Below are 24,241 nucleotides of genomic sequence, written 5' to 3'. Positions count from 1 at the left end.
CCTTAAATCGTATGATTTAAGGGGTTTTTCTTTTTATTCAACTCCAAAATATTCAAGTTATATCAAAGAAAATGGGACCTATTCGGCTACCCCTTTTCTTTTTTTACCTTGCAGGTCCCAAAAATCATTTTAATACCATCGTTTTCAGTCTGTTGTGCTCAAATTTTAACATTTGATGCTTCTCATAATACGCGTTTATTTGATCAAAAAATCAGATGTATTGAGACCCATTTAATGTGCAAATCTTTTGAAACATTAAATTTTTGAGATATGAAAACAGCAGGAATTACATTCGGGGTCCTCTTTTACCTAAAGACCCAAAAAACCACGATCCAAGGTTCGGCTCCTATCTGTGCCCGAGTAACGGTAAATGGAAAACGGACTGAGATTTCAGTCAAGCGTTCCGTTAAGGCAGCCGAATGGGATGAAAGAAAAGGCATGGCTAAGGGAAACCGCAAAGAAATTACTGAACTCAACATTTTTCTTAACCAGTTCAAGGCAAAAATCATAAATACCTATCAGCAGATGCTACTGAATGATGCTGCTATAGACGGCCCTGCGATACGCGACCGGGTAATGGGCACGGACAATACAACTCCAACTTTAATTGCACTGATGGAATATCATAATGAACAGCAGATGCATAAACTTGCTCCGGGAACCATGAAGAATTACCATACCACGCAACGGTATGTAAAAACATTCCTGAGGGAGAAACTATACAGAAATGATATTGCCCTTTCGCAGCTTAAGTACAAATTTATTCTGGATTTTGAACGCTATTTATTTAATTATGTTCCCAAGGACCACCAGAAGCCACTTAATAACAACGGCATCATGAAGCATATCGAAAGGCTGCGAAAAATGATAAATATGGCTGTCAAGCTGGATTGGCTTGCTAAAGATCCTTTTGGGAGCTTTAAAAAACATTTTGACAAAGTGGAACGGCATTCATTGAACGGTAAAGAACTTGCATCGCTGGTAAATAAAGAATTTACTATCGAAAGGCTGAGAAATGTTCGGGATATGTTTCTGTATAGCTGTTACACCGGTCTTTCATATATTGAACTAGCTGAACTAACCCCAAGCAAGATTATTACAGGTATAGACGGCGGGCTTTGGATATCTACAAGCAGGGCAAAGACAGATACAGGCGTACTTGTGCCGCTTCTGCCACAGGCGATAGAATTAATGGAAAAATATATAGATGATCCAAGGGCCCTTAATAACGGTACAGTTTTTCCCGTAATTTCAAATCAGCGTATGAACGGCTACCTTAAAGAGATAGCTGACCTCTGCGGAATAACAAAAACGCTAACCTTTCATATCGCACGACATACTTTTGCAACGACCGTTACACTGAGCAACGGCGTACCGATTGAGAGCGTATCAAAAATGCTGGGACATACAAGTATTCGTACCACTCAAATCTACGCTAAGGTTGTAGAGTCTAAGCTAAGTGAAGATATGCATAATCTTAAACAACGAATGTCTGCTGGTGTGTAATACAATCTAAAATAGAAATTTAAAAGGTGGTCGATATTGACCACCTTCTATGTATAATATAACAGCTGCATTTTGCTCGTAAAAGAGTGCCATAATCAGCCAAACATGGACAGTATTACTCTTTTAGTTCAGTAAATCCTTTATTTTGTAAATGGTTTGTAAAAACTGCCAAAATCTAAGTTAGAAATTGTTCAATGAAAAGTGAGAATTATGAATGTAGATCTTATTACCAGGGATGACCTTGATAAATTTAAAAAAGAACTTTTAGAAGAAATTCGAAGATACCAGCAATATCCGCGTAAACAAGGTCAGGAAACTCGTGTATGGCTTAAAAGCTATGAGGTTCGTAAACTTCTAAATATTTCAGCTGGCACTTTGCAAAACCTTCGGATCAATGGCACTCTTCCGTATAATAAAATTGGTGGACTTATGTACTATCGCTATGAGGACATTCAAAAGTTGATGGATGGAGTTTAGTAATCATGAGTTTCAATCAAACCGTAAGTTTTTGAGGATTCGACTCCTTATTAGTCCATAAATACCAAAGATTTCCATATGAAAATGGCCATGTAGGTATTAATATGTTTGTCTAAAGAAATGTTCAGTCTTTGATACTTTCTTAAAAAACACAAATTTCTGTTAAACTCTAATTATCTACTATAGATTCCTTTGCAAATATATTTATAAGAACATAGGCTTACATTATAAAGTTACAGCCATTTATAAGTAAGCGAAATGTTCTTGCAACGTCCTTTGCTACATTCCAGAATTTCGTATTATCAATTCCTTAAGCGAAACTTTTAAAAGTTCATTTCGCCTTTTTTCAGAATACTTTTCTGCATAGTTCATGTCACCATCAGTAATACTTTTTACAAACTTTCTAATATCTTCATCATCGCACGGTAAACGGTAGTAATCAGCAACATTTTTATAAACTGTGCCATAGTGCCTAATTTGAGTTTCAGCGCGGTCTTTATAAATATTTATCTTAATTTCTTGCCATATTTCAATGCTCACAATACCTATCAAAAATTCTTGTGGATCTTTACTGTTGATTAATTCTGTTATCATGAAGTCTTTTTCTAACCCAATGTAGTCATTTAAAGGCTCTTCTGTTTTAGCATCACCAACATATAAAATCAAAATATATTCATTGATATGTAATATATATGGATTGAAATATTCCGAATTAGGTTCCAAAACATTTGATGAATCGTTTTCAGAATTTAAATAAAAAAAGACAGCTAGTGGAAACAAACATTCATTAGGTTTAGAATCAATATGTGAAAGAAGATTTTGAGATGAATCAAAAAGGTTTTCATTAAGATAAGCTCGCAAAATTTCCTCATCACCATTTTGCAGATTGAAAAGATAATTAGAAGAAACAGAACATCGCCATATCACAGAATACCAAAATAACGAAACCAAAAACGATTTCTCTTTCATTTTCAGAATTTCACTTTTTCCAGTATTGGCTTGTTTATTCAGTTGCTTTTGAATCACATCAGCATACCTTGATTCCAAATGACCTAAACGTTTTTCACAACTTTTACAGAAAATATAATCTTCAATGAACGGAATTTTATTCGCTGCAATCTCTTCATCTGTAAGCTCTTTGCCTACAAATTCTTTTACATCTTCAGGCAAAACAGCACGACCAACGTTTGCAGTAATATTGCGTGGTTTAATAGTAAAAACCATTTCTTTATCGCGTGGAAATAGCGTTTTTAAAATAAATGCTGGAACTGTATGCGAACCAGTTTCGTTCGCAACATTATTTAAACATAGACGACATTTTTCCATTTTTTGTCCAAATTTAAACAAATAGTATTTACGAGCATCATTTGACAAGCCTTAATTAAAATTGCTGATTTTCATTAATATTTAGTATGTTTTTACTAAGAAATTTTATTTTGACATAGACCGAGCTGTCTTCCGTTGATAAAATTAGGACATCAATAATATAGGATAATTTGACATTTTTTTCTTACTCCTTATCCGTTTTTTTTACAGATTTACATTAATAGCTAAACAAAAAGTAGCGTAAAAGGTAAGGTAATTTTGCGCTGAACTCAGCCTACTATTTTGTTTGCATATCCACTTTAAACAATGTACATTTGAATAGTAAATATTAATTTACTTTAATTTTTTTTCTTGAAAACTACAAATGGATCTAGTTGCAAAATTTTGGAATTATTGTCATACACTTCGTCATGAAGGTATTGACTACAGCGATTATATAGAAGAACTTACCTATCTCATATTCCTGAAAATCGCTGATGAAAGAGGTATAAAAATTCCGTCTGGATGCAAATGGCAAGATTTGATTTCCCACGAAGATGAAGAACTCTTAATAACTTATAATGATATTCTAGCTAAACTTAGTAAGCAAGATAATATATTAGGTGATATTTTTACTCAGCCAATAGCAAAAATAAGAAATTCATTAAGTCTAAAAAAGTTACTAAATCTTATTGACGAAATCAATTGGTCAAATTTCAATGAAGATGTTTTAGGTTCAATGTTTGAAGGACTGTTAGAGAAAGCCGCATCTGAAAGTAAAAAAGGTGCTGGGCAATATTTTACACCACGACCTCTAATCGATGCAATTGTCTCAGTAATGCAACCTAATCCATATGAAGAGCCAAATTTTAGTATTTCTGATGTTGCTTGTGGAACGGCTGGATTTTTAATTTCTAGCTACGAGTGGTTTAAGAATAATAAATTCTCTAGCAACCTAACAGATAAAGAGTTAGAAAAGGTTTTTAAACACACCTATTATGGCCAGGAATTAGTTATAAGACCTCGCCGAATGGCACAAATGAATTTGTATTTACATGGTATAGAACCGAGTATTATACTTGGCGACACAATTTATGAACCTTTAAGAAAAGATAAATTTTCTTGCATATTAACGAATCCCCCATTTGGTACAAAAGGTGCGAATCAAGTTCCTGACAGAAGCGATTTTGTAATTAAAACAAGTAACAAACAATTAAATTTCATTCAACATGTTTATAGTTGTTTAAAAGATTTTGGAAGGGCTGCTATAGTATTACCAGATAATGTTCTTTTTGAAGATAAAGCTGCTGAATTATGGGAATATTTAATGTCAAGATGTAATATTCATACTATTTTAAAATTACCCGATGGTACTTTTTTACCATATGCAAATGTAAAAGCGAACGTTATTTTTTTACAGAAATCTGTTCCAACAAAGGAAATTTGGATATATGATGCGCGTACAAATTCAGATAGCATAACTAAAAATACCAGGCCTTTATCTGCAAAATATTTCGAAGACTTTATCAAATCATACGGTTCGGATCCTAATGCTAACTTTAGCAGAAAAGACATTGGTAATGATAGTAGATTTAAAAAATTTGGTATTGAAATTATAAAAGAAAGAGGCTACAAACTTGACATTTCTTGGTTAAAAGAGGTTACAATAACTGATCATTATTCTAAAATTGATCCAAAAATTTTATTATCTACAGCAATTAGTGAAATGGAGTTAATTATTGACGACCTAAAAGAAATTACGCAATTACTTGAAATAGATGAAGAATAAATTACCTAGTTCATGGATAGAAGTGCCGTTTCTAGATATTTTAGATATTCAAGGAGGCACTCAACCTCCTAAAAGCGATTTCATATACGAAGAAAAACAAGGCTACATTAGGCTGCTTCAAATAAGGGATTTTGGAAGAAAACCAGTGCCAACTTATATCCCAATCTCTCATAAGTTGAAAACATGTAATGAAGATGACATTCTTATTGCGAGGTATGGAGCCTCTATTGGTCGAATTGTTACTGGTCAAAAAGGGGCATATAATGTAGCTTTAGCCAAAGTTGTTATACCCGAAAATTTTAATAAAAGATATTTTTATTATCTACTTCGGTCAGAAATTTTTCAAAAAGTAATTCTCAGTACCAGACGTAGTGCTCAAGATGGATTTAATAAGAACGATTTGTTAGAAATCATTCTCCCTATTCCTCCAATTGCTATTCAAAATAAAATCGCTGATAAAATGGATTTGCTTTTTGCAAAACTTAATTTTATAAATTTGAAAGTCTCAAAGATTCCAGATATAATGCATTATGCTAGAGATTTTGTTATAAATTCAGCTGCTACTGGTAATTTAACTTCAGACTGGAGAGATAATAATCCAAATATTGAGAATGCGGAGATACTTCTGGAAAAAATAGTCAATGCAAAAGAAGCTTTTAAAATTTTAGATAAAAGTAGAAAAAACTTTTCTAGAAAAATTAATTATGAAAACGGTACGCAAGATATTTTGCCCGAGAGCTGGTGCTGGACCAATTTACTAACCATATCAAATGTTACAGGAGGAATAACTAAAGGCAAAAAATCAAATGAAGATATGATAACCGTTCCCTATCTTCGTGTAGCAAATGTTCAAGACGGTTTTTTAAACCTTTCTGAAATAAAGACTATTAACTCTTCAGTTACTGATTTTAAAAAATTTAAATTAGAAAAAGGCGACATCTTAATGACCGAAGGTGGTGACAGGGATAAGTTAGGAAGAGGGACAGTGTGGAATAATGAAATAGAAAATTGCATCCATCAAAATCATATATTTAGAGCTCGTGTAAATCAAGAATTTGTCACCCCAGATTACATTACAATATTTACTAAATCTCTTATTGCGACTGATTACTTTTTTAAAAATGCGAGCCAGACAGTAAATTTAGCATCAATTAGTTTGAAATCCCTTTCAAACGTCCCGATCGCATTACCACCGATCAAGGAACAGATTGAAATTGTAAAAAGAGTTAATAATTATTACACCCTTCTTGAATTAATAGATAGAAGGTTAGGGAATTTAAAGAAAATTTTACATAGCTTGGAAAATAGAATCTATCTAATGGCTTTTAGCGGTGAGTTAATACAGAACAATTCAGAGTCACCACTTTCTATAGATGAGATTAATCAACTAATAAAAGATCGTGAAAATATAAAAAAACCTATAACTAATAAGAAGACAACAAATAAGAGTATAATGAAAACAGTTCCTGTAAAAAACTTTGCGGAGTTTGTTAAATGTTTAGAAGAAGTAGGTGGAGAAGCTATGCCGGAAACCTTATTGTTACTATCTAATTTAGAAGATAATGTTGACTTATTTTTTGAACTACTCCGTGAAGGACGTAATAATAACTTACTTCAAGTACCTGTTGGGCACGATGGATTAATAAAAACTATTAAAAGATGAAAATATTAAATTTATCAATTACTAGTGATTGGAAAAACCTCAAGGGTTTTACAGTAAATTTTAATAAAGATAGTGACATAGCGGTCTTACTTGGTAAAAATGGATCTGCAAAAAGCAATTTATTAGAGACAATCATTAAAATTTTTAGAGATATAGACTTAAAACAACCATCACCTTTTAGCTATAACATTGAATATTCTTTAAACAACAATATTGTTGTAGTAGAAGCAGATATTAATAAAGTAGCAAGAGCAAAAGTTCAAAATAAGAATATATCATTTAAAGATTTGAAAGATAATTGGATTCCAAGATATATCGTTGGCTATTATTCCGGAGCAAGTGATAGATTTCAAGAATTATTTCATGAGCACGATAAAGAAGCTTTAAAAGGTACATTAAGTTCGGTAAACCCAAATGAAAAATTATCTTTTAGGAGATTTATTTGTGCCCGTCCAGTTCATGGATTATTTGCCTTGTTGGCTTTTTATCTCTCACACGATGATGAAATTGTAGATTTTTTAGAAAATTATCCTCGAATTGAATCTTTTGATTCAGCACTAATAATTTTGGAAAAGCCAAAATGGGCTAAAACTGACTCAAGCTCTGAAAATTTTTGGGGTGCAAAAGGGCCAGTAGGAGAGCTATTAAAAAGTATAAAAAAACATAGCCTTGTCCCTTTCACTAGGTCTGTAAATGTCCTTACTGACTTTAGGCATCGAACTAAAAAGGAGTTAGTCTATTTGCATTTACCTGATTTGGATTCATTACATAACCTTGCTTCGGAGTACGGACAAGATCCAAGAGCATTTTTCCAAGCTTTAGACACTATGAGGTTGAGCGATTTAATAGCAGACTTTAGGGTGAGAGTTAAAGTTAAAGGTGCTTCTGCCGCAATCCATACGAGACAATTAAGTGAAGGTGAGCAACAACTTTTGACAGTTTTAGGATTAATGAAATTTACTCAGGATGAGGGTTCTCTATATATCTTAGATGAACCAGATACACATTTAAATCCTGCGTGGGGACTTGATTATTTGGACAGATTAAGAAAAATAGGAGGCATCAACAAAAATAGTCATACAATCTTAGCAACTCATGATCCTCTATTAGTTGCTGGTTTATTAAAAGAAGAAATAAAAGTTTTATCACGTGACAACAATGGTATTGTATCAGCAATTGAGCCTGAAGAAAGCCCACGTGGTACTGGCGTAGCAGGTGTATTAACCAGTGAATTGTATGGACTAGAAAGCCAATTAGACAATTTTAGCTTAAAAGTTTTAAAACGTATATACGAGATATCTATGCTTGAAGATTACCCTCAAAAGCAAAAGCATTTAAAAAGACTTAGAAAAATTGTCCCAGGCCTAACAGCAACTGATACCTCCCCTGATCCTTATAGAAATATTGCTAAATTGGCATATAAAAATGCTGTAGACAAGATTGTCTTGTCTGATACGACAAGTGATATAAAGATAAAAGCAATAGAAAATCTTGCAAATTACCTTTACAAAGAATCTTCAAAATAATATGATTTACATAAATCCAACAAAGATAAGACCTACACAAAATTGGTTAGATAAAGCAAAGACACTTAAAGCTGAACTTTTAGCAAAAGACGAAATTGAACGAATATCATTTATAACACAAAAAAGGAATGATGTCTGGGGTCATGACGATTTAATAGCTGCATTAAGAAACGTAGTAGGAAATAAATGCTGGTATTCTGAAGTTGACCTTACAGGGTCTGATCCAAATATTGATCATTTCCGACCTAAAGGCAGAGTGAAAGAAATTAACAATGAAACATTGGCTAATCTAAATACTGATTCTGGTGGTTACTGGTGGTTAGCTTTTGATTTAGAAAACTTTAGGCTTTCTAGCATGCACTCAAATCAAAGAAGAGTTGATGAACAAACTGATGGTGGTAAATGGGATTATTTTCCAGTTGAGGGATTGAGAGCATTGGAGAAAACGCCACTCAATTTAATTACTGAGGCGGTTTTGCCTCTCGATCCGTGTTCAGCCACTGACGTCGCAATGATGTGGTTTGGGCCTGATGGGAATCCCGGATTTAGCAACTGGAGAAGGAAACCTACGGATTTTGAACAAAAAAGAATGAAAATTACTATATGGCTGTTTCATTTAGATAAGTTAGAAACAGCAAGTAATAGAACAAGTGCAGTTGAAGAATTAAAAATTTCACTTAAAAATGCAGATGCAATTTATCAAATATGGCAATCAAGAGGAGGTGGAAATGAAGAACATGAAAAGAAGATTTTCGACAATTACCTCGCCGATATTTATAGTAAAATCTGTGATGAATCTCCATTTGCAGGCGCTAAAAGATGTGCTCTTAACATTTCTCGAGCCGACTATTCATGGATGGAAGAATATCTTCCAAATTAGATATATTGACAAATCTTCTTCTATAAGCGTAATTATATAATAATTAGCGCAAAATGAAAATTTTATTGTTTCTACTTGAAGTTTATAGAGGGATAATATTTAGTTTAGAAATATACAAATACCTTATTTATCTCAATGTTAGATGTTTTACAAAAATATCGATTTTGCAAGTCTCTTGCTTGATATCCCTAGGATTAAAAATTGATTTAATTCTCCTTTTAGTGCTGCATTAGTATCGATAGATCATCAAATAACGCGTTTAAATTATCTTTAATTATTCCAATACATTATTAAGATTTTAGACTCTTAACTATTTTGATCCATCTTATGCCTTGGAAGATTAATTTCATGCTCCTGCGGATATGGTTGCCTTTGGGTCATACTGACATCTTCTTTAATTTGCTCATGTACTTTGAACTGCCTCTCATCAGCATTGGAATAGCGAGGATCAGATATAAATGGCATTTTCGCCATTTTAGTTACTGTAATAGTTGGAAAATGATAATCGACCTCGACAGTACCCAAAAGCAGATAACAGCCCCCACCTTGAAAGGGATATTCCTTTAAGCTACCTGTAAAGTGTGCTGTATCGAATAATTCGCCTTCCGCATCTATCCATGTTCCGAAGTACATGGCTCCTAATTTTGTTGGAACATGCTTACGGGATATCAGATAGGCTAACATACGAACTTGCTTCTTATGGTGCTTTAATAAATCCTTAGCCAATACATCACCTCTGAATTTTGTATATAACAAATCAAATGGTGAACATGTAACAGGAAAACTAAGCAGTTCAATTTCATCAAAGGCATCTTCAAATTCTGAGCGCTCGAGTTTTGGAAGGCTGTATTCTTTGATAGGTTCCTGTATCAGCATAATATTTCTGTTCTCCGGTTTAAAATTGACCAGTATCAAACGAACGATTACAAGTAGTTGATTTTTGGTTTTTCCCGTGAATCGAAATGCGCCTATAAAAATCAAGATTTGAATGCTTTCAATCCCGATTTGGATCCTATTAATGAAATCTTCCAATGCGAGGTAATCTCCATGTAACTCACGTTCGGAAACTATTTGCTGAGCGACTTTAGTTTCAAGTCCTTCAAGATGCATCAGCCCCAGATAAATATCAATACCATATAAGGTGGTCTCATATTCACTTTTGTTTACACAAGGATTGTGGATGGTAGCACCAGACATTCGCGCTTCATGTATATATACTTCAGTCCTGTAAAAACCTCCTTGGTTATTGATAACAGCAACCATGAATTCAATAGGATAATGCACCTTAAGATATAAACTTTGATAACTTTCAACCGCATAAGATGCTGAGTGAGCTTTGCAAAAAGAATATCCGGCAAACGATTCGATCTGACGGTAAATTTCCTGGCTAAGCTCGACGGGATGTCCTTGTTCTCGACAGCATTCAAAGAAATGATCCTTGACTTTTTGAAGAGCAGCCTTTGACCTGCCTTTACCACTCATAGCTCTTCTTAATATATCCCCATCGGCAGCAGGAAGCCCGCCGTAGTGCAATGCGATTTTTATAACATCTTCCTGATATACCATTATGCCGTAGGTTTCTCCAAGCTGCTCCTTAAATACTTGATGGAAGTACTCAAACTTTTCAGGGTTATTATGGCGAAAAATATATTCTTTCATCATACCGCTTTGAGCAACGCCAGGACGAATAATGGACGATGCAGCAACAAGGATTTTGTAGTTATTACATTTTAGTCTTCTGAGAAGCCCGCGCATTGCGGGACTTTCTATATAAAAACAGCCGATAGTTTTGCCACGACCTAAATACTGATTGCACAAAACCTCATCTTTAGAAAGTGAAGTATCCCTAATATCGACATTAATGCCACGGTTTTTCCGTATCAACTTTACACTATCGTCAATGTGGCCTATTCCGCGCTGGCTCAATATATCAAACTTTTCAAAACCGATGTCTTCGGCCGTATGCATATCGAACAAAACAATTGGAAATCCTTTCGGCGGCATTTCAAGCACTGTAAAATTTGTAATAGGTTCTTCAGAAATGAGTATACCACATGAATGCATACTTCTCTGATTCGGGTATTTTTCAAGCATCATTCCATATTCCTGAACCATCCTTACTACCTTATTGCTATCATGAAGCTCAATCGGATTTTTAGCTAGGGCATCAAGTTCCTCTTTTGGGAGTCCAAATACTTTTCCAACTTCCCTGAATATTGACCGATATTTAAATTCAACATTAGTACCACAAAAAGCCACGTGATCGGCTCCATAACGTTTAAAAATATATTCCAGTATTATATCGCGCTCTTTCCAAGACCAGTCAATATCAAAATCGGGGGGGCTCTTGCGGTTTACATTTAGGAACCGTTCAAAATATAAATCAAGTTCAATAGGACAGATATCGGTAATGCCCAGACAATAGGCAATTATGCTGTTAGCACCACTGCCACGCCCTATGTGTAAAAAGCCCATACTGGTACTATAGCGGATTATATCCCATGTTATGAGGAAATAACCGCTGAATTCCAATTCTTCAATAACTTTTAGTTCTTTTTCAACACGTTGCTTTGCAATGATATTATCAGGACCATATTTTTTGACCATACCCTCCTGGGCGAGTGTTCTCAAACGTTGCATATCCTCCTCACGGCTGTTAGTAAAATATTTTTTATTACGTGGTATTCCAAATTCGTATTCGAAATTGCACTGGTCAATTATCTTTTGAGTGTTTTGAATGATAGAGGGATAATTCGCATATTTTTCCAATAATTCTGAAAGCGGCAACATAGTCTCCAAGTTACTACAGTAATCATTTGGTGATAATCTGGAACCTAATATATTGAGATCAATGGCGCGTAATATTTTATGTAGATTATATTCTTTCTTATTTCTAAAAGTAATAGAATGCAAGAGCACTAGTTTATCAAGCCTATTTTTCCACTTATCTTGGAACAACAGCATGAGTTCATCACTCTTTATCCCAATGTACTCATGTTCTTTTAAGACTGAGGGCGCATCAAGAATTGTATATATAATTATAACATTTTCAAAAACAGGAGCCATTGCCGGTAAAGGCAAATCATTAAAATTATGCTGTGTTAAGAACCGATTCATTTCGCCCAATCCCTCACGGTTTACGGCAAGGCCTATATATCGCAATGTATTGTTGCAACGAAATTCAATACCTACTAAAGGTTTTATATCTGCGGCTTGGCATAATTTGATAAAATCATAAATTCCAGTTACTGTATTAATATCTGTCAGCGCAATTGCTTTTACATAGCAATTCGATGCCTGTTGGACTAGTTCTTCAACAGGGATTGTGCCATAGCGGAGACTATGGAAAGAATGACAGTTAAGATACATAGCTTACTTTTTTCTCTTTAATATTTCAGCCTTATTATTAGGCTTTAAGATAGCACCACCCCCACGCATAACAGCATCGAAACCATAACGGGTCTTCATTCTGTCCATAGCCTGATAGAGGGAAAGCATTTCCTCGGTGTCATCAAACATATTTATTTGATATGTACCCCTTACCAGACCACTAAATCGTATGCCGATCAGGCGAAGACGCATTCTGCGCTGGTACAATCTATCAAACAGATTCATTACACACTTAATCAGTATATGGTCAGCAGAAGTATATGGAACCTTACATTGTTTGGTTTCAGTATCAAAATTTGAATATCGTATCTTGATGGTTACTGTTGAGGTAAGCCATTCTTCAGAGCGAAGCTGAAAAGCCAGCTTTTCTACCATACCCTGAAGTATGCTTTTTAACATATTGATATCAATTGTATCCTGCAAAAAAGTATCCTCGGTAGAAATTGATTTGCGCTCTGTGTAAGGTTCTACAGGATTGTTGTCTATTCCATTTGCTTTTTTCCATAATTCGATTCCGTTTTTGCCTATCATCTGCTGTAATACTTCCGCAGGCATTTCAGAAAGTGTTTGGATATTTCTAACGCCAATACGTGATAGCAACTGGAAAGTAGCATCGCCTACCATTGGTATTTTTCTTATGGATAGCGGATTTAGGAAAGGTTTTACCATCTCTTCTGATATTTCAAGATTGCCTTTAGGCTTTCCTTCACCGGTAGCTATTTTAGATACGGTCTTATTGACAGACAAGGCAAAACTTATGGGCAGACCTGTTTCCTTTGTAACAGATTGTGCAAGTTCGTTGGTCCATGTGTATGAGCCGTAAAACTTATCCATACCCGTTATATCAAGATAGAATTCATCGATGCTGGCTTTCTCCATAACCGGCGATTTTTCTTCAATCACTTCGGTTACGGCATGGGATAATCTGGAATATAGCTCCATATCACCCTTCATCACTTTTGCCTGGGGACATAGTCGAAGAGCCATTTTTATAGGCATTGCAGAGCGCACCCCGAAAGTTCGCGCTTCATAAGAACATGAGGCCACAACACCTCTTTCACCCCCGCCAATAATAAGCGGGATACCATTCAATCGTGAATCGGTCAGCCTCTCGCAGGACACAAAAAATGTATCCAAATCCATATGTACAATTGCCCTTCCCATAATTTTCATTTTTGTACCATACAAAATTAGTACAGGTTGTAACAAATAAATTATATTTGTTGATACAATTTGTAACAAAAACTATATGTCTTTATTTTCCGACAACATCAGAAGCCTACGGCTAAAAAAGAAAATTTCTCAGGAAAAAGTCGCTACAAGCCTTCTAATAACGCGTGGAAGGTATGCGAAATATGAAGACGGGACTTCTGAAGCTCCCTATGAAATATTGAAAAAAATATCAAAATATTACCACGTCAGCATTGACATCCTGCTATGCATTGACGTAAGGAAAGTCAAAATTGATGATTTGGTCAAGCTTGAGGATAACAGGGTTCTATTACCAGTTATAGTGAATAATGAAGGTGAAAGTTTTATAGAAATTGTTACGCAAAAAGCTAAGGCAGGCTATATGAATGGATATTCAGATCCGGAATATATCGAAAACCTACCGCGTATTTCACTGCCGTTTTTAGGTCCTGGTCTTCATAGGGGGTTTACAGTTGATGGGGATTCTATGCCTCCACATGAAGATGGTGATGTTATTGTCGCCAAATATATTGAGAGACTTAGTGAGGTAGTAGATGGGAGGACTTATATTATAATAACTAAAAATGATGGTATCGTTTATAAAAGATTAAATAAAAACAAAAAAAATGTATTGGTACTCGAATCTGACGAATCTTTTTATAATCCTTATGAAGTCAGGGCATCAGAAATTGAACAAATATGGGAATTCAAATGTAATCTAGGCAAAAAAGACAAGAAGAAGATTACCATTACTCCCAGCAGTATTGAAGAAATGTTTATGGAATTAAAGAATGACATTCGAAGACTGGAACGAAAGAGATAAATGGGATAGTCTGAATTATGAAGCTGGCTTATGCCAGCTTTTTTGTTCGTAATTCTCTCATACAATGCAAAATGGATCGTTTTTTGCAAATTTTGGATCGTTTTTGTTAACAATCCTTCTATTTTATTGTTCTAATTTCGCTTTGTGATTGAAGATCAAAACTTTAGTGAGCATAAATTGGAAATTAATAATTCCGTATCAGAAAAGCCGCTTTTTACTTTATTAAAACTGATGAGATGAAAATACCTAAATCCATAAGAAATATTATCATTGAGATTATTTGTCTTCTTTGTATTTTGTTATTCGTCTATGCATCTGTCAGTAAAATTGTGGATTTTGAAAATTTTAGTGTACAGCTTGGACAGTCACCCATGTTAAGTGCTTTTGCTGGATGGGTTGCTATATTGGTTCCGCTGAGCGAACTTATCATAGCAATAATGTTAGCGATACCCCGTACCCGATTCGTGGGATTAGTACTGGCTTTTTCATTAATGGCAATGTTCACAGCTTATATCTATATTATACTGAATTACGGATCATATGTTCCATGTTCCTGTGGCGGTGTACTGGAAAAGCTTAGTTGGCAGGAACATCTTCTTTTTAATCTTTTCTTCGTTCTTCTATTATTTCTGGCGATAATTTTAGATTTGACATCAAAAGAAGATAAGTTTTTCAAAAGACCTTTACAAGCAGCATTTAGAATACTCATACTATTTGTGTTTAATATTATAACAATGGTCCTGCTTTACGTATGGTCGGAAGATATTATCCACCACCGCAATAATTTTGTCCGGCGTTATTCTGCATTTTCTGAACCTGAGAGTAAAAAGCTTGATCTTAAATCCTCCTCTTTTTATTTTGCCGGTGCCGACGGATCAACCATCTATCTTGGTAATACACTGGCACCACGAATGGTGCTTGCCATTAATACGAGCTTTAATAAAGTAGACCGTATTCTAATTGAGCTTGATCATATGGATTTGCCTTTCAGGGCAGTTCATATTCAGGTTGCACCTCCATTTTTTTATCTTACCGATGGTACTGTGCCTTGCGTATTTCGTGGTAATCTGAAAGATTGGAAGGCAAAGCTAATTGATAAACAGGAAGTGCCTTTTACTCATGCTGAGCCTATTGATTCCCTTCATATGGTGATACGCGCAATCCATCCCACACAAATGCAGAACTCTCTTGCGTTATTGGATTTTAACAGCTCAGCAAATCCTATATGGAAGCCCGGCCTAATTATATCCCAACATGATGGTATTTTTGACAGTGATGGTCTATTATTCAGAAATGGATACACTTCCGATTTTCACTACATCTATTTTTATCGTAATGAATTTTTCAGATTGGATAGCAGCCTAATAATGAGAGGAAGGGCACATACTATTGATACCGTTTATCAGGCTAATTTGAAGGTTGCTTATTTAAAAGGTCGTCACGAGAGAAAATTATCGGCACCACCTCTTATTGTCAACAGAACCGCAGCGGCATATGACAATTTATTATTTGTGAACTCCCAGCTAATCGGGCGATATGAAGATGCACAGATGTGGAGGCAGGCCAGCATCATAGATGTCTATAATATAAACAATAATTCATACGATTCCAGTTTTTACATCTACCATGTGGAAAACAAACCCATGCGCAGTTTTATGGTTCAGGGAAATACTTTATATGCCCTTAGCGGAAATTGGATATCGAAAGTACCTCTTAATAAAGATCTTACCAATAAATATAAATCAAAGTCCGTCAACTTAAACTAAAAGCAATTAGTTTTAAATATACCTGGCCGGGGTATCAGGGATTTAGCCGAAAACCTGAAAAAGAGTAGGCTGCAAACCATAATTTTTTAAATCATGAAAACAAGATTATTGAAATTCATTTTGCCTGTCGTAGTGATGGGATTTGCCGCAGCAGCGGCGATGAATACACCGCAAAATTCGGTAAAAAATGCACTTGTTAATGAGGTGGGGTATATACGCCACAGCAATCTTACCGATTGTGAACCATCCGACGAGTGCTCTCCTACAGGAAGCCAAATGTGTACGGTGGGAGATGTTCCAGGAGCTACACGCTTATGGAAAAAGAATCAGAACAACCAATGCATTGTGCAGCTTTTCCGCCCACAATAGCAAAAAAGCAATGCAGCCCTAGGGCTGCATTGTTATTAAAAATTGGGTTCCATCCAGTCTTCCTTTTCAAGTCCTTTGAGATGATGTCCAAAGAATACTTCAATTTTATGGGTCAGATCCATAATTGCCTTTCGATCTTCAAAAGCATGGTCTTCTTCTGGATAAACAAGAAGAATACTTGGTTTTCCCAATCGTCTAAGGGCAAAATAAAATTCACGGCTTTGATTATGACGAATCTGTTTATCCTTTCCTCCAGTATAAATTAAGATAGGCGTTTTTACACCTGCTGCCTGATAAACAGGAGAATTTTCGATATACCCCTGAATGTTTTCATGGAAAGGTTTTCCCATTCTCATTTGGAAAGTTTCAAACCGGAAATATTCCGGAATATTGTAGTTTTCTGCCAAGGAAAAATAGCTGCTTGCAAAATCCGTAACCCCTGCTCCAGCGGCAATAGCTTTGAACATAGTGCTTTTGGTAGCAATAAAGCTCGCTTCATATCCGCCAAAAGAATAGCCTATAAGACCTAACCGCGCAGCGTCAATTCCAGCTTCTTCTGTAATAGCAGCTATCACACCTGCCTGAGTGCAATTCAGTGCAGAATCGCCTGGGCTGCCGAGTTGGTACACAATATCTGGCAGAAAAACGAAATAGCCTTTGTTGGTTAAATTTGTAACATTAAAACCTTCACCATCGTAAAGGCTTGGCCTTATAAAATAATGTAAGCGCTGGGATTGTTTTTCATATACGTGAACGACCATCGGGTATTTTTTTCCTTTTCTAAAATCTGCCGGATAATATAATATCCCTCCTAGTGAATGATTTTTCCATTGATAAGAAATTCGCTTTGATTCTCCCCAGTAAAATTCTGCGATTGACTTTTGATTTTGCGTTACATCTACAATTGGGCCTTTTCCTCTGCGGCAACGAATTGCTGTGGGACTGTCATAACGCTCCGAATACCAGCTAATGGTCTTCCCGGCTTGAGCCAGATTGTAGTTACGTGACTGGTCAAAAACTATAGTTTCCAGTACACCATTTTTCTTTAAGAGATAATACCCTGTTTTGCTATAGTCCGGGGCCCTGGCCTCAAGGACAATATCTTTTGTCATATCCACGCTGGAGCTACCCCAGCCATTGATAATAGGTTTTAAAGGACTAACGGCATGTTGCTGGGGTATCCTTAAAATAATATTATGCTCCCTTCCATTGGTCAGCCGCTTGGTATATCTACCGTCAGCCGATACCAGCCAAATATCAAAATCATCACACAGAAGTATCGATCTACCATCCTTTGTCCAGAGAACAGGTGCATTAGGTGCTACCTTAGAGCTTGGTGTATCTGAGCCAGCCAGAAAATTATGTGACAACTTTGCATGAATGCCCTTCGAAAAATTATAATTGTACCAATGACCTTGTGTAAAGTAGGTCAGGTATTTACCATCAGGAGATATCTGCCATGACATGGAGCTGTTTTGCTGATTCTTTAGAAGAATCTTTTTTTCTCCTGTTTCTACATTCAATAAGTACAGGTCAATATTAGAAACCCATTCAAATTGAGGTTCATAGTGATCCGTGTTCCATAGCAAAGCATATTTCCCACCGGCGACAAGTGCGGCTTGAGGATAATCCGTAGTAGTGAGTTGCTGAATTTTGCCTGTCTTGGGATTCCAAAGTAAAGTTTTAGGGGCATATTTCCAATTATGGGTTTCTATAGCTTTAGGGTATATTACCTTATCCAAAGTATTCCATACTTCCACTATTGGGGTTTCAATTGATGATAATGCAGCATCCCGTATTGTAGCAAGTACTTCGCCTCGTGGTGTCAGGCTTAGATTTCCGTCAAAATCGATTTTCATCTCGTTTGAAAGATGGCTGCTATTTAATTGCCTTAACTCATTACCGTTAACGTCAAAATAAAATACTGTCGTGTCGCGCTCGGTTTTACAATAAAAAGATACAGATTTATTGTCTTCAGACCATATAGGTTTCGAAATAGTTAGATTTTGATATTCGCCTAAACTGATTTCACTTTCAGAATTTTTTTTCTTTGAGTTTAATAATGATAGATGCAGCAAGCTCTTTTCATTAGTGTGTGTTATATAAACAAAAGCCTGTCCTGTAGAGGAAACGCAAAATTGCTTAATGTCTTTGATCTCTTTTAATTTACTGCCCTCGTTATTCCATACTTCTATACTTTTAAATTCAGGATTAGCAGCAACAAGATATGATTCCCAAACAGCGGTTTTGCCAGTTTGTCCAATATTGTGATGCTTACCGGAAGTTAGCTCAATAAGGCAGCTGTTTTTTCCTGTGTTCTGAAAGTAAAAAATTTCATTTCCAAGAAAATTGCCTTGTCGGCCTGCAGCAAATTTGTAACATTTCCTGCCACTGCTTGCTGCAACAAAAAGAGTATCTTGCCCTTCATCGTAATGCACGGACCAACTCACCCATTTTCCATCCTTCGAAATTGGGCCAGGTTTTATCATTCCCCACTTGTTATAATCCTGTTCTGTCAGCTGTCTTTTAAGAGGCAGCCCCTGTGCGGGACAGCTTGCATAAATTACGAAAAGTAAAAAAAGTAGTATGACGCTATTTTGATTAAAATATTTCATAATTAATAACCCGGATTTTGGGGCTTGAGATTCGGATTCAGGCTTAACTCACTTTCCGCAATGGGCAAGAGCCTGTTAGTAGCATCCCATCCTGGTTTTACTGTTTCCAAAGCAGCATCAAGCTGGTTGTAACGTTTTAAGTCCATAAATCTATGGCCATACTCGGTAAACAATTCGACCCTTCTTTCCTTCAGGATAGCCTGAATAACTTCTTCCTGAGATACAGCCAGACAATTTCCTAAACCAGCTGTATTTCTAATTACATTCAAATCTTCAAGTGCTCCAATAAGCTCGCCCTGACGCGCCCTGGCTTCAGCCCTAATGAGATATTGCTCTGCGAGGCGTAATATTTTTGAATATTCAACAGAACTCCCAGTATTTGTACGCTCTTTGTATTTGTAGGCATGGTACCATGTACCGTTATTATTGGTGACTTTACGTGTCCAGTTGCTTAGGCGAAGATCCCCTGTTTCGAAGGCCGCAATTAAATCGAGTCTCAGGCTTACCACAGTGGGTGTTGAATTGAAGTAAAAGGAGGAAGCTTCGTCTGTGTTTAATCCTTCATTTCTTGGTTTGAGCTGCAAGATCGTGGTAGCGTTATCTTTTAAAAATACTTGGCTCAGGTCAGTGTCCCATACATAAAGCTCAGTCTGGTTCAGGACAGCTGAAGCCTCGTTTGCCGCTTCTGCCCAGCGCTGTGCATACAAGTATACTCTTGCCAGTAATGCACGGGCGGCAAATGAATTGGGCCTTACCCTATCAATGTCGATATATGCATCGGGGAGTAATTGTGCAGCCTGCTCTAAATCATCTATTAATTTCTGGTTGAATTCTGCTTGGGATACCCGGCTTGCAATACGATTGATGCGGTAATCTGTTGTGGTTATATAAGGTACTTCTCCCCAAAGCTGATTTAAATAAAAATGTTCAAGAGCACGTATGAAAAGGGCTTCACCTATTAATTGCTGTTTGTCGGATTCTTGCAGTGTTTGAGAAGCAGCTACCCCTACTATAACAGCATTTGTAGCATAAATCTGTGAATAGGTATTGTTCCACATAACATCAAGACCGGCTGTAGAAGGAAGTACACTATTATTATAAAATGCGGTTTGAATAGCAGTGCTGCCATACCAGGTGAGCTCGTCAGCATAAAGACCAAGGCGGTATCCTGTTCCGCTGTTTTTTCCCGAAAGCAGGCTTGCTTCCCTTATGCGAGCATAAACATCCGTTAGGGCAGCTGTAGCAGTACTTGAATTTTCAAATACTGCATTCGTGTCAAGCTGCGTTGGGGTGAGGCCAGTCTCGGTAAAATTATCACATCCTCCCATAAGGGGCAATATGGCGATAAGACTTAAGGAAGCCTTTATCATCGTGTTTTTATAAAATTTTGTTTTCATTTTTTCTATATTTTAAAAACTTATTTGTGTGCCGATAGTAAGGATTCGAAGTGGAGGTAATGTTCCAACAGCACGGAACTCAGGATCAGGTCCCTTAAAAGACGTAAAGGTCAAGAGGTTCTGTCCCTGTAAATAAAGCCTGCATTTGGTATTGCCTATCCATTTGGCAGGCAGGTTATAGGAGAGTTGAAGGTTTTTCAAACGTATATAAGATGCATCTGTAATTACAGCATCACTGGCTGCATAATTAAAGAAAGCACTTTCTACATCCGAATTTACTCCTGTTGTATAAAGCTGCACAGCACCGCTATCTCCAGGAACAGACCAGTGATCGAGAATTTGTGTCGATCTATTGCCCATTTCTCCCGGAACACCAATAATTTTTCTTGGATCAATATTGTCCTGCTTTACAAACTGAAGCAAAAAGTCAAGCTGCCAATTCTTATACCGAAATTGATTTTGCACGCCGCCATAAAATTTGGGATTGAGATTAAGCAAAACATGCTTATCACTTGGAGAATTTATAGAACCATCGCCATTTATATCTTCAAAAGTGTAAATTCCTGATTGTGAATCCAACCCTGTGTAGTGAAATAGCTTAATGATATTCAGGGGTTGTCCAATTACATATTGATTAGAATAAGTGGAATTTTCCAATCCCGGAAAGGATAGCAGTTTATTTTTTACTGATGTGAAATTAAAATCCGTGGTCCAGCTAAAATCTTTGGTCTGTATATTAGTCGTCTGTAGTGTCAATTCGATGCCTTTATTTTCTACGGTGGCATCAAGATTAGCCTGAAGTGAAGGAAAGCCTGTTGTTCCAGGCATAGGCACACCTACGAGTTGATTCGAAGAATGATTACGGTACCAGCCGGCAGTGAATTGAATTTTGTCCTGTAAAAATCCAGTTTCTAAGGCAAATTCCAATTTTTTATTGGTTTCCCATCCAAAATCTGGATTGTACAGGCGGCTAGGCTGCAATCCCGGAATTCCCTGATAGTTGTTGCCCGAGGTACCATAACTGTCCAAATATTGGTAATTACCTATTTGGTCATTGCCGGTGATTCCATAGCTAGCCCTGAGTTTTCCCAAACTAAGGACATCCTGTTTAACAAACCAATCTTCGCTTGAGAAAATCCATGCCGCGCCTATTGCCCCAAACCATGCAAAACGATTTGACGGACCAAAGCGGCTAGAACCGTCTCTTCTTCCTGTAAGATTTACAATATAACGATTATCCAACTGCAAATTTAGACGTCCAAAAAGGGCCTGATATTTATATATGGACTCATCGTTGCCTGATACTGTAAGGTAGGTTGCTGCTGCGGGATTATTCATCAGGCTGTTATGGGCGAAACCTAATGCTGACATGGCAATCTGCTCGTTATCCTGTCTTTGAAAAGTGGCTCCTCCTAGTAAGTCAGTCTGAAGCCTGCCCCATAAATTTTTCCAATTAAGTTGAGGTTCAATAATCCAGGAGCGACGTGCCACATCATTATAATAAATGGCCGAAGATTCAGCGCCAAGCCCATAATTTGGCAGATAGATAGTATAAGGATAAACGGATGCCTCGTGATGTTTAAGGTCCGTATAGCCTAAACTAGTCTTAAGGGTAATATCCTGCGAGACTTTATACGATAACTGGATATTGGCAATCAAATCATACGTCTGTGATTGTGAGCTTCCCAGAAAGTTTCTTGCAGGGTTATTCTCAAAGGTGTTGTTCTCCCAATTGATGTTACCCTGCGCATCATACATTTCAGGTGCATTTGGCGGAGTGGTTATTGCTTCGAGTGTTGGATCTGCAAGGGGCTGATTGTTATGTTGAACTGTATAACCGCCTGAAAAATCCAAGTGGAAGTGTTTATCCTTGGACTGATGTGAGATACTTGTTCTTACATTAGCCTTTTTGTATCCATAGTCGCCCGGAAAGACCGTGGTTTCATGATTAAAATTACTAGATAGTAAAAACTGGGTATATTCACTGCCACCTTGTATACCTGCACTGAGGTTTGTAATTTGGGCACTATTGCCTAATAATTTTTTCTGCCAGTCTGTATAACGATTAGGATCCCAAGTTCCGTTGATATCATAAGCGCCCTCGGGATATTCAGTAATGCCATCATTTTGAAATGCTTCAGCTCGAACTGTCAGGTATTGCTTCGTATTAAGAAGATCCATGAAATGTGCTACTTGTGCCACTCCGCTTGAAAAATTTACGTTAACCGTTGTTTGTCCTGCTTTACCTTTTTTAGTTGTAACCAGTACGACACCATTAGCGCCTCGCGATCCGTAAATAGAAGTGGCATCGGCATCTTTTAGTACTTCTATACTTTGTATATCGCCAGGATTCAGGTTATTTAAGGGACTTGTAAAAGTGTTCAGCACGCTCATAGTCCCGCTAAAGCCGATGGCTTCTGATGAATACGGCACACCATCTATGATAAAGAGAGGAGCATTGCCATCAGACCTAATGCTGTTACGTCCACGGATTTGAATTTCAAAACCACCTCCTGCAATTCCTGTGTTCTGTGTTATCTCCACACCAGCCATTCTTCCCTGCATGGTTGCCAAAACATTGTTTACAGGTTGAGTTTCGATATCCTTGGATGTAATGCGGGCAATACTTCCGGTTCTTTCTTTGTCATTTACACTGTAATAACCTGCATTGATGGTCACCTCCTTAAGCTGTGTACTGTCTTCTGCTAATATCACAATTATGGAAGTTTGGTTTCCAACCATTATTTCCTGTGTGGCATAACCTAAAAATGAAAAGATGAGTACGTCTGTTGAATTAGCCGTAATTGAAAAATTGCCTTTTTCATCTGTTACGGCTGAAGTTGTAGTTCCTTTGACAATGACCGTCACGCTTGGAAGTGGTCCAGTGACATCGGTAACTGTACCTGTAATTTGATGTTGTAACTGCTTCGTGTAGGTTCTGAACGTTAGTCCAGTGGCATTACTATGATTAGAAAGCAGTACGGCAAAAATAAAAATACAAAGACAGGTAGGCCTGCCCTTGTTAAATGAAAGATTTTTCATAAATTTAGAAAGGATTAAAATTGAACAATAGTTTGATTTTCTCTAGCCTTCTATACGAATATTCCACTACGAGTATTAGAAGGCTTTTCTTGTTAATTAATTCACCATAGGCATAACTTGGTTTTTTGATTATTTCAATACGTTAATAGCTGTTATTGGATTTTAGGTCTGCGCTCCTGCAGATAATGTAAATGGCGAAGCTGATAGCATAAGCCCGACCATTCCCCCGACTAATTCAGCAGGATACCAGTACAGGGCCAGGCATTATAAATAAAAAGTAAAGACTACACCATAAGCAAACCAATTATAGGTTAAACAAAGACGCTGCGATCTTTCAATAGTGAAGTAGCTTTGAGAAGTTGAGTTATAACCAAAAAAAGAAGCGTGGGTACTCATCTTACTGCATCGGAGGTACTGGTATACCCATACGCGCGAATAAGTGAGCCCACGCCCTTTAAGGCGTGAGCATTTGCACTTATCTTCCCGCGCGTACAAAAATTAC

General features: G+C 36.7%; 15 protein-coding genes. 9 read left to right on the top strand and 6 right to left on the bottom strand.

What is annotated here, in order from left to right:
* The first annotated feature begins 270 nt into the window (after positions 1–270).
* A complete protein-coding gene (locus GJU43_RS03975) occupies positions 271–1,506 on the top strand; it encodes a site-specific integrase (RefSeq protein WP_154339523.1) in 1,236 nt (411 codons plus the stop codon).
* A gap of 210 nt (positions 1,507–1,716) precedes the next feature.
* Complete coding sequence (locus GJU43_RS03970) at positions 1,717–1,983, top strand: helix-turn-helix domain-containing protein (protein WP_154339522.1); 267 nt, start codon at positions 1,717–1,719, stop codon at positions 1,981–1,983.
* 279 nt (positions 1,984–2,262) lie between these two features.
* Here the strand turns inward: GJU43_RS03970 and GJU43_RS03965 are convergent, their stop codons facing one another.
* Complete coding sequence (locus tag GJU43_RS03965; protein WP_154339521.1) at positions 2,263–3,309, bottom strand: hypothetical protein; 1,047 nt, start codon at positions 3,307–3,309, stop codon at positions 2,263–2,265.
* 364 nt (positions 3,310–3,673) lie between these two features.
* Between GJU43_RS03965 and GJU43_RS03960 the strand changes: the two genes are divergently transcribed.
* From GJU43_RS03960 to GJU43_RS03945, 4 genes are read left to right on the top strand one after another with little or no spacing between them, the layout of a single operon-like run.
* Positions 3,674–5,077, top strand: coding sequence for an N-6 DNA methylase (locus tag GJU43_RS03960; protein WP_154339520.1), 1,404 nt, complete (start codon positions 3,674–3,676; stop codon positions 5,075–5,077).
* Entirely contained in the window at positions 5,067–6,740 is a 1,674-nt protein-coding gene (locus tag GJU43_RS03955) for a restriction endonuclease subunit S (protein ID WP_154339519.1), read from the top strand. The genes GJU43_RS03960 and GJU43_RS03955 overlap by 11 nt, the downstream gene beginning before the upstream one ends.
* Positions 6,737–8,266, top strand: coding sequence for an AAA family ATPase (locus GJU43_RS03950; protein WP_154339518.1), 1,530 nt, complete (start codon positions 6,737–6,739; stop codon positions 8,264–8,266). Before GJU43_RS03955 ends, GJU43_RS03950 begins: the two co-directional genes overlap by 4 nt.
* 1 nt (position 8,267) lies before the next feature.
* A complete protein-coding gene (locus GJU43_RS03945) occupies positions 8,268–9,146 on the top strand; it encodes a hypothetical protein (RefSeq protein ID WP_154339517.1) in 879 nt (292 codons plus the stop codon).
* Between the two features lie 306 nt (positions 9,147–9,452).
* Here the strand turns inward: GJU43_RS03945 and GJU43_RS03940 are convergent, their stop codons facing one another.
* On the bottom strand, positions 9,453–12,515 hold the full coding sequence (locus GJU43_RS03940) for a DNA polymerase III subunit alpha (protein ID WP_154339516.1): 3,063 nt from the start codon (positions 12,513–12,515) through the stop codon (positions 9,453–9,455).
* 3 nt (positions 12,516–12,518) lie between these two features.
* Positions 12,519–13,700, bottom strand: a complete 1,182-nt coding sequence (gene dinB / locus GJU43_RS03935) for a DNA polymerase IV (RefSeq protein ID WP_152561045.1) — start codon at positions 13,698–13,700, stop codon at positions 12,519–12,521.
* A gap of 85 nt (positions 13,701–13,785) precedes the next feature.
* Between dinB and GJU43_RS03930 the strand changes: the two genes are divergently transcribed.
* The 3 genes from GJU43_RS03930 to GJU43_RS03920 all read left to right on the top strand — a co-directional run bounded on the left by GJU43_RS03930 (position 13,786) and on the right by GJU43_RS03920 (position 16,685).
* On the top strand, positions 13,786–14,550 hold the full coding sequence (locus GJU43_RS03930; protein ID WP_154339515.1) for a LexA family transcriptional regulator: 765 nt from the start codon (positions 13,786–13,788) through the stop codon (positions 14,548–14,550).
* A gap of 236 nt (positions 14,551–14,786) precedes the next feature.
* Positions 14,787–16,316 (top strand): DoxX family protein, encoded by a 1,530-nt coding sequence (locus tag GJU43_RS03925; protein WP_154339514.1) that lies wholly within the window; start codon positions 14,787–14,789, stop codon positions 16,314–16,316.
* Between the two features lie 93 nt (positions 16,317–16,409).
* Positions 16,410–16,685, top strand: a complete 276-nt coding sequence (locus tag GJU43_RS03920) for a DUF6520 family protein (protein ID WP_195760016.1) — start codon at positions 16,410–16,412, stop codon at positions 16,683–16,685.
* A 35-nt stretch (positions 16,686–16,720) separates the two neighbouring features.
* On the opposite strand, the gene GJU43_RS03915 is transcribed toward GJU43_RS03920, so the two are convergent.
* The 3 genes from GJU43_RS03915 to GJU43_RS03905 are packed head-to-tail and all read right to left on the bottom strand — an operon-like array spanning position 16,721 to position 23,739.
* On the bottom strand, positions 16,721–19,300 hold the full coding sequence (locus GJU43_RS03915; RefSeq protein WP_154339512.1) for a prolyl oligopeptidase family serine peptidase: 2,580 nt from the start codon (positions 19,298–19,300) through the stop codon (positions 16,721–16,723).
* A gap of 2 nt (positions 19,301–19,302) precedes the next feature.
* A complete protein-coding gene (locus tag GJU43_RS03910; protein WP_026726922.1) occupies positions 19,303–20,697 on the bottom strand; it encodes a RagB/SusD family nutrient uptake outer membrane protein in 1,395 nt (464 codons plus the stop codon).
* 12 nt (positions 20,698–20,709) lie between these two features.
* Positions 20,710–23,739, bottom strand: a complete 3,030-nt coding sequence (locus GJU43_RS03905) for a SusC/RagA family TonB-linked outer membrane protein (protein WP_154339511.1) — start codon at positions 23,737–23,739, stop codon at positions 20,710–20,712.
* Positions 23,740–24,241 lie beyond the last annotated feature (502 nt).

It is taken from the genome of Flavobacterium sp. LC2016-23, from assembly GCF_009674775.1.
Lineage (GTDB): Bacteria > Bacteroidota > Bacteroidia > Flavobacteriales > Flavobacteriaceae > Flavobacterium.
The sequence above is the reverse complement of the archived record's forward strand: the minus strand, read 5'-3'. Positions and strand labels throughout refer to the sequence as shown.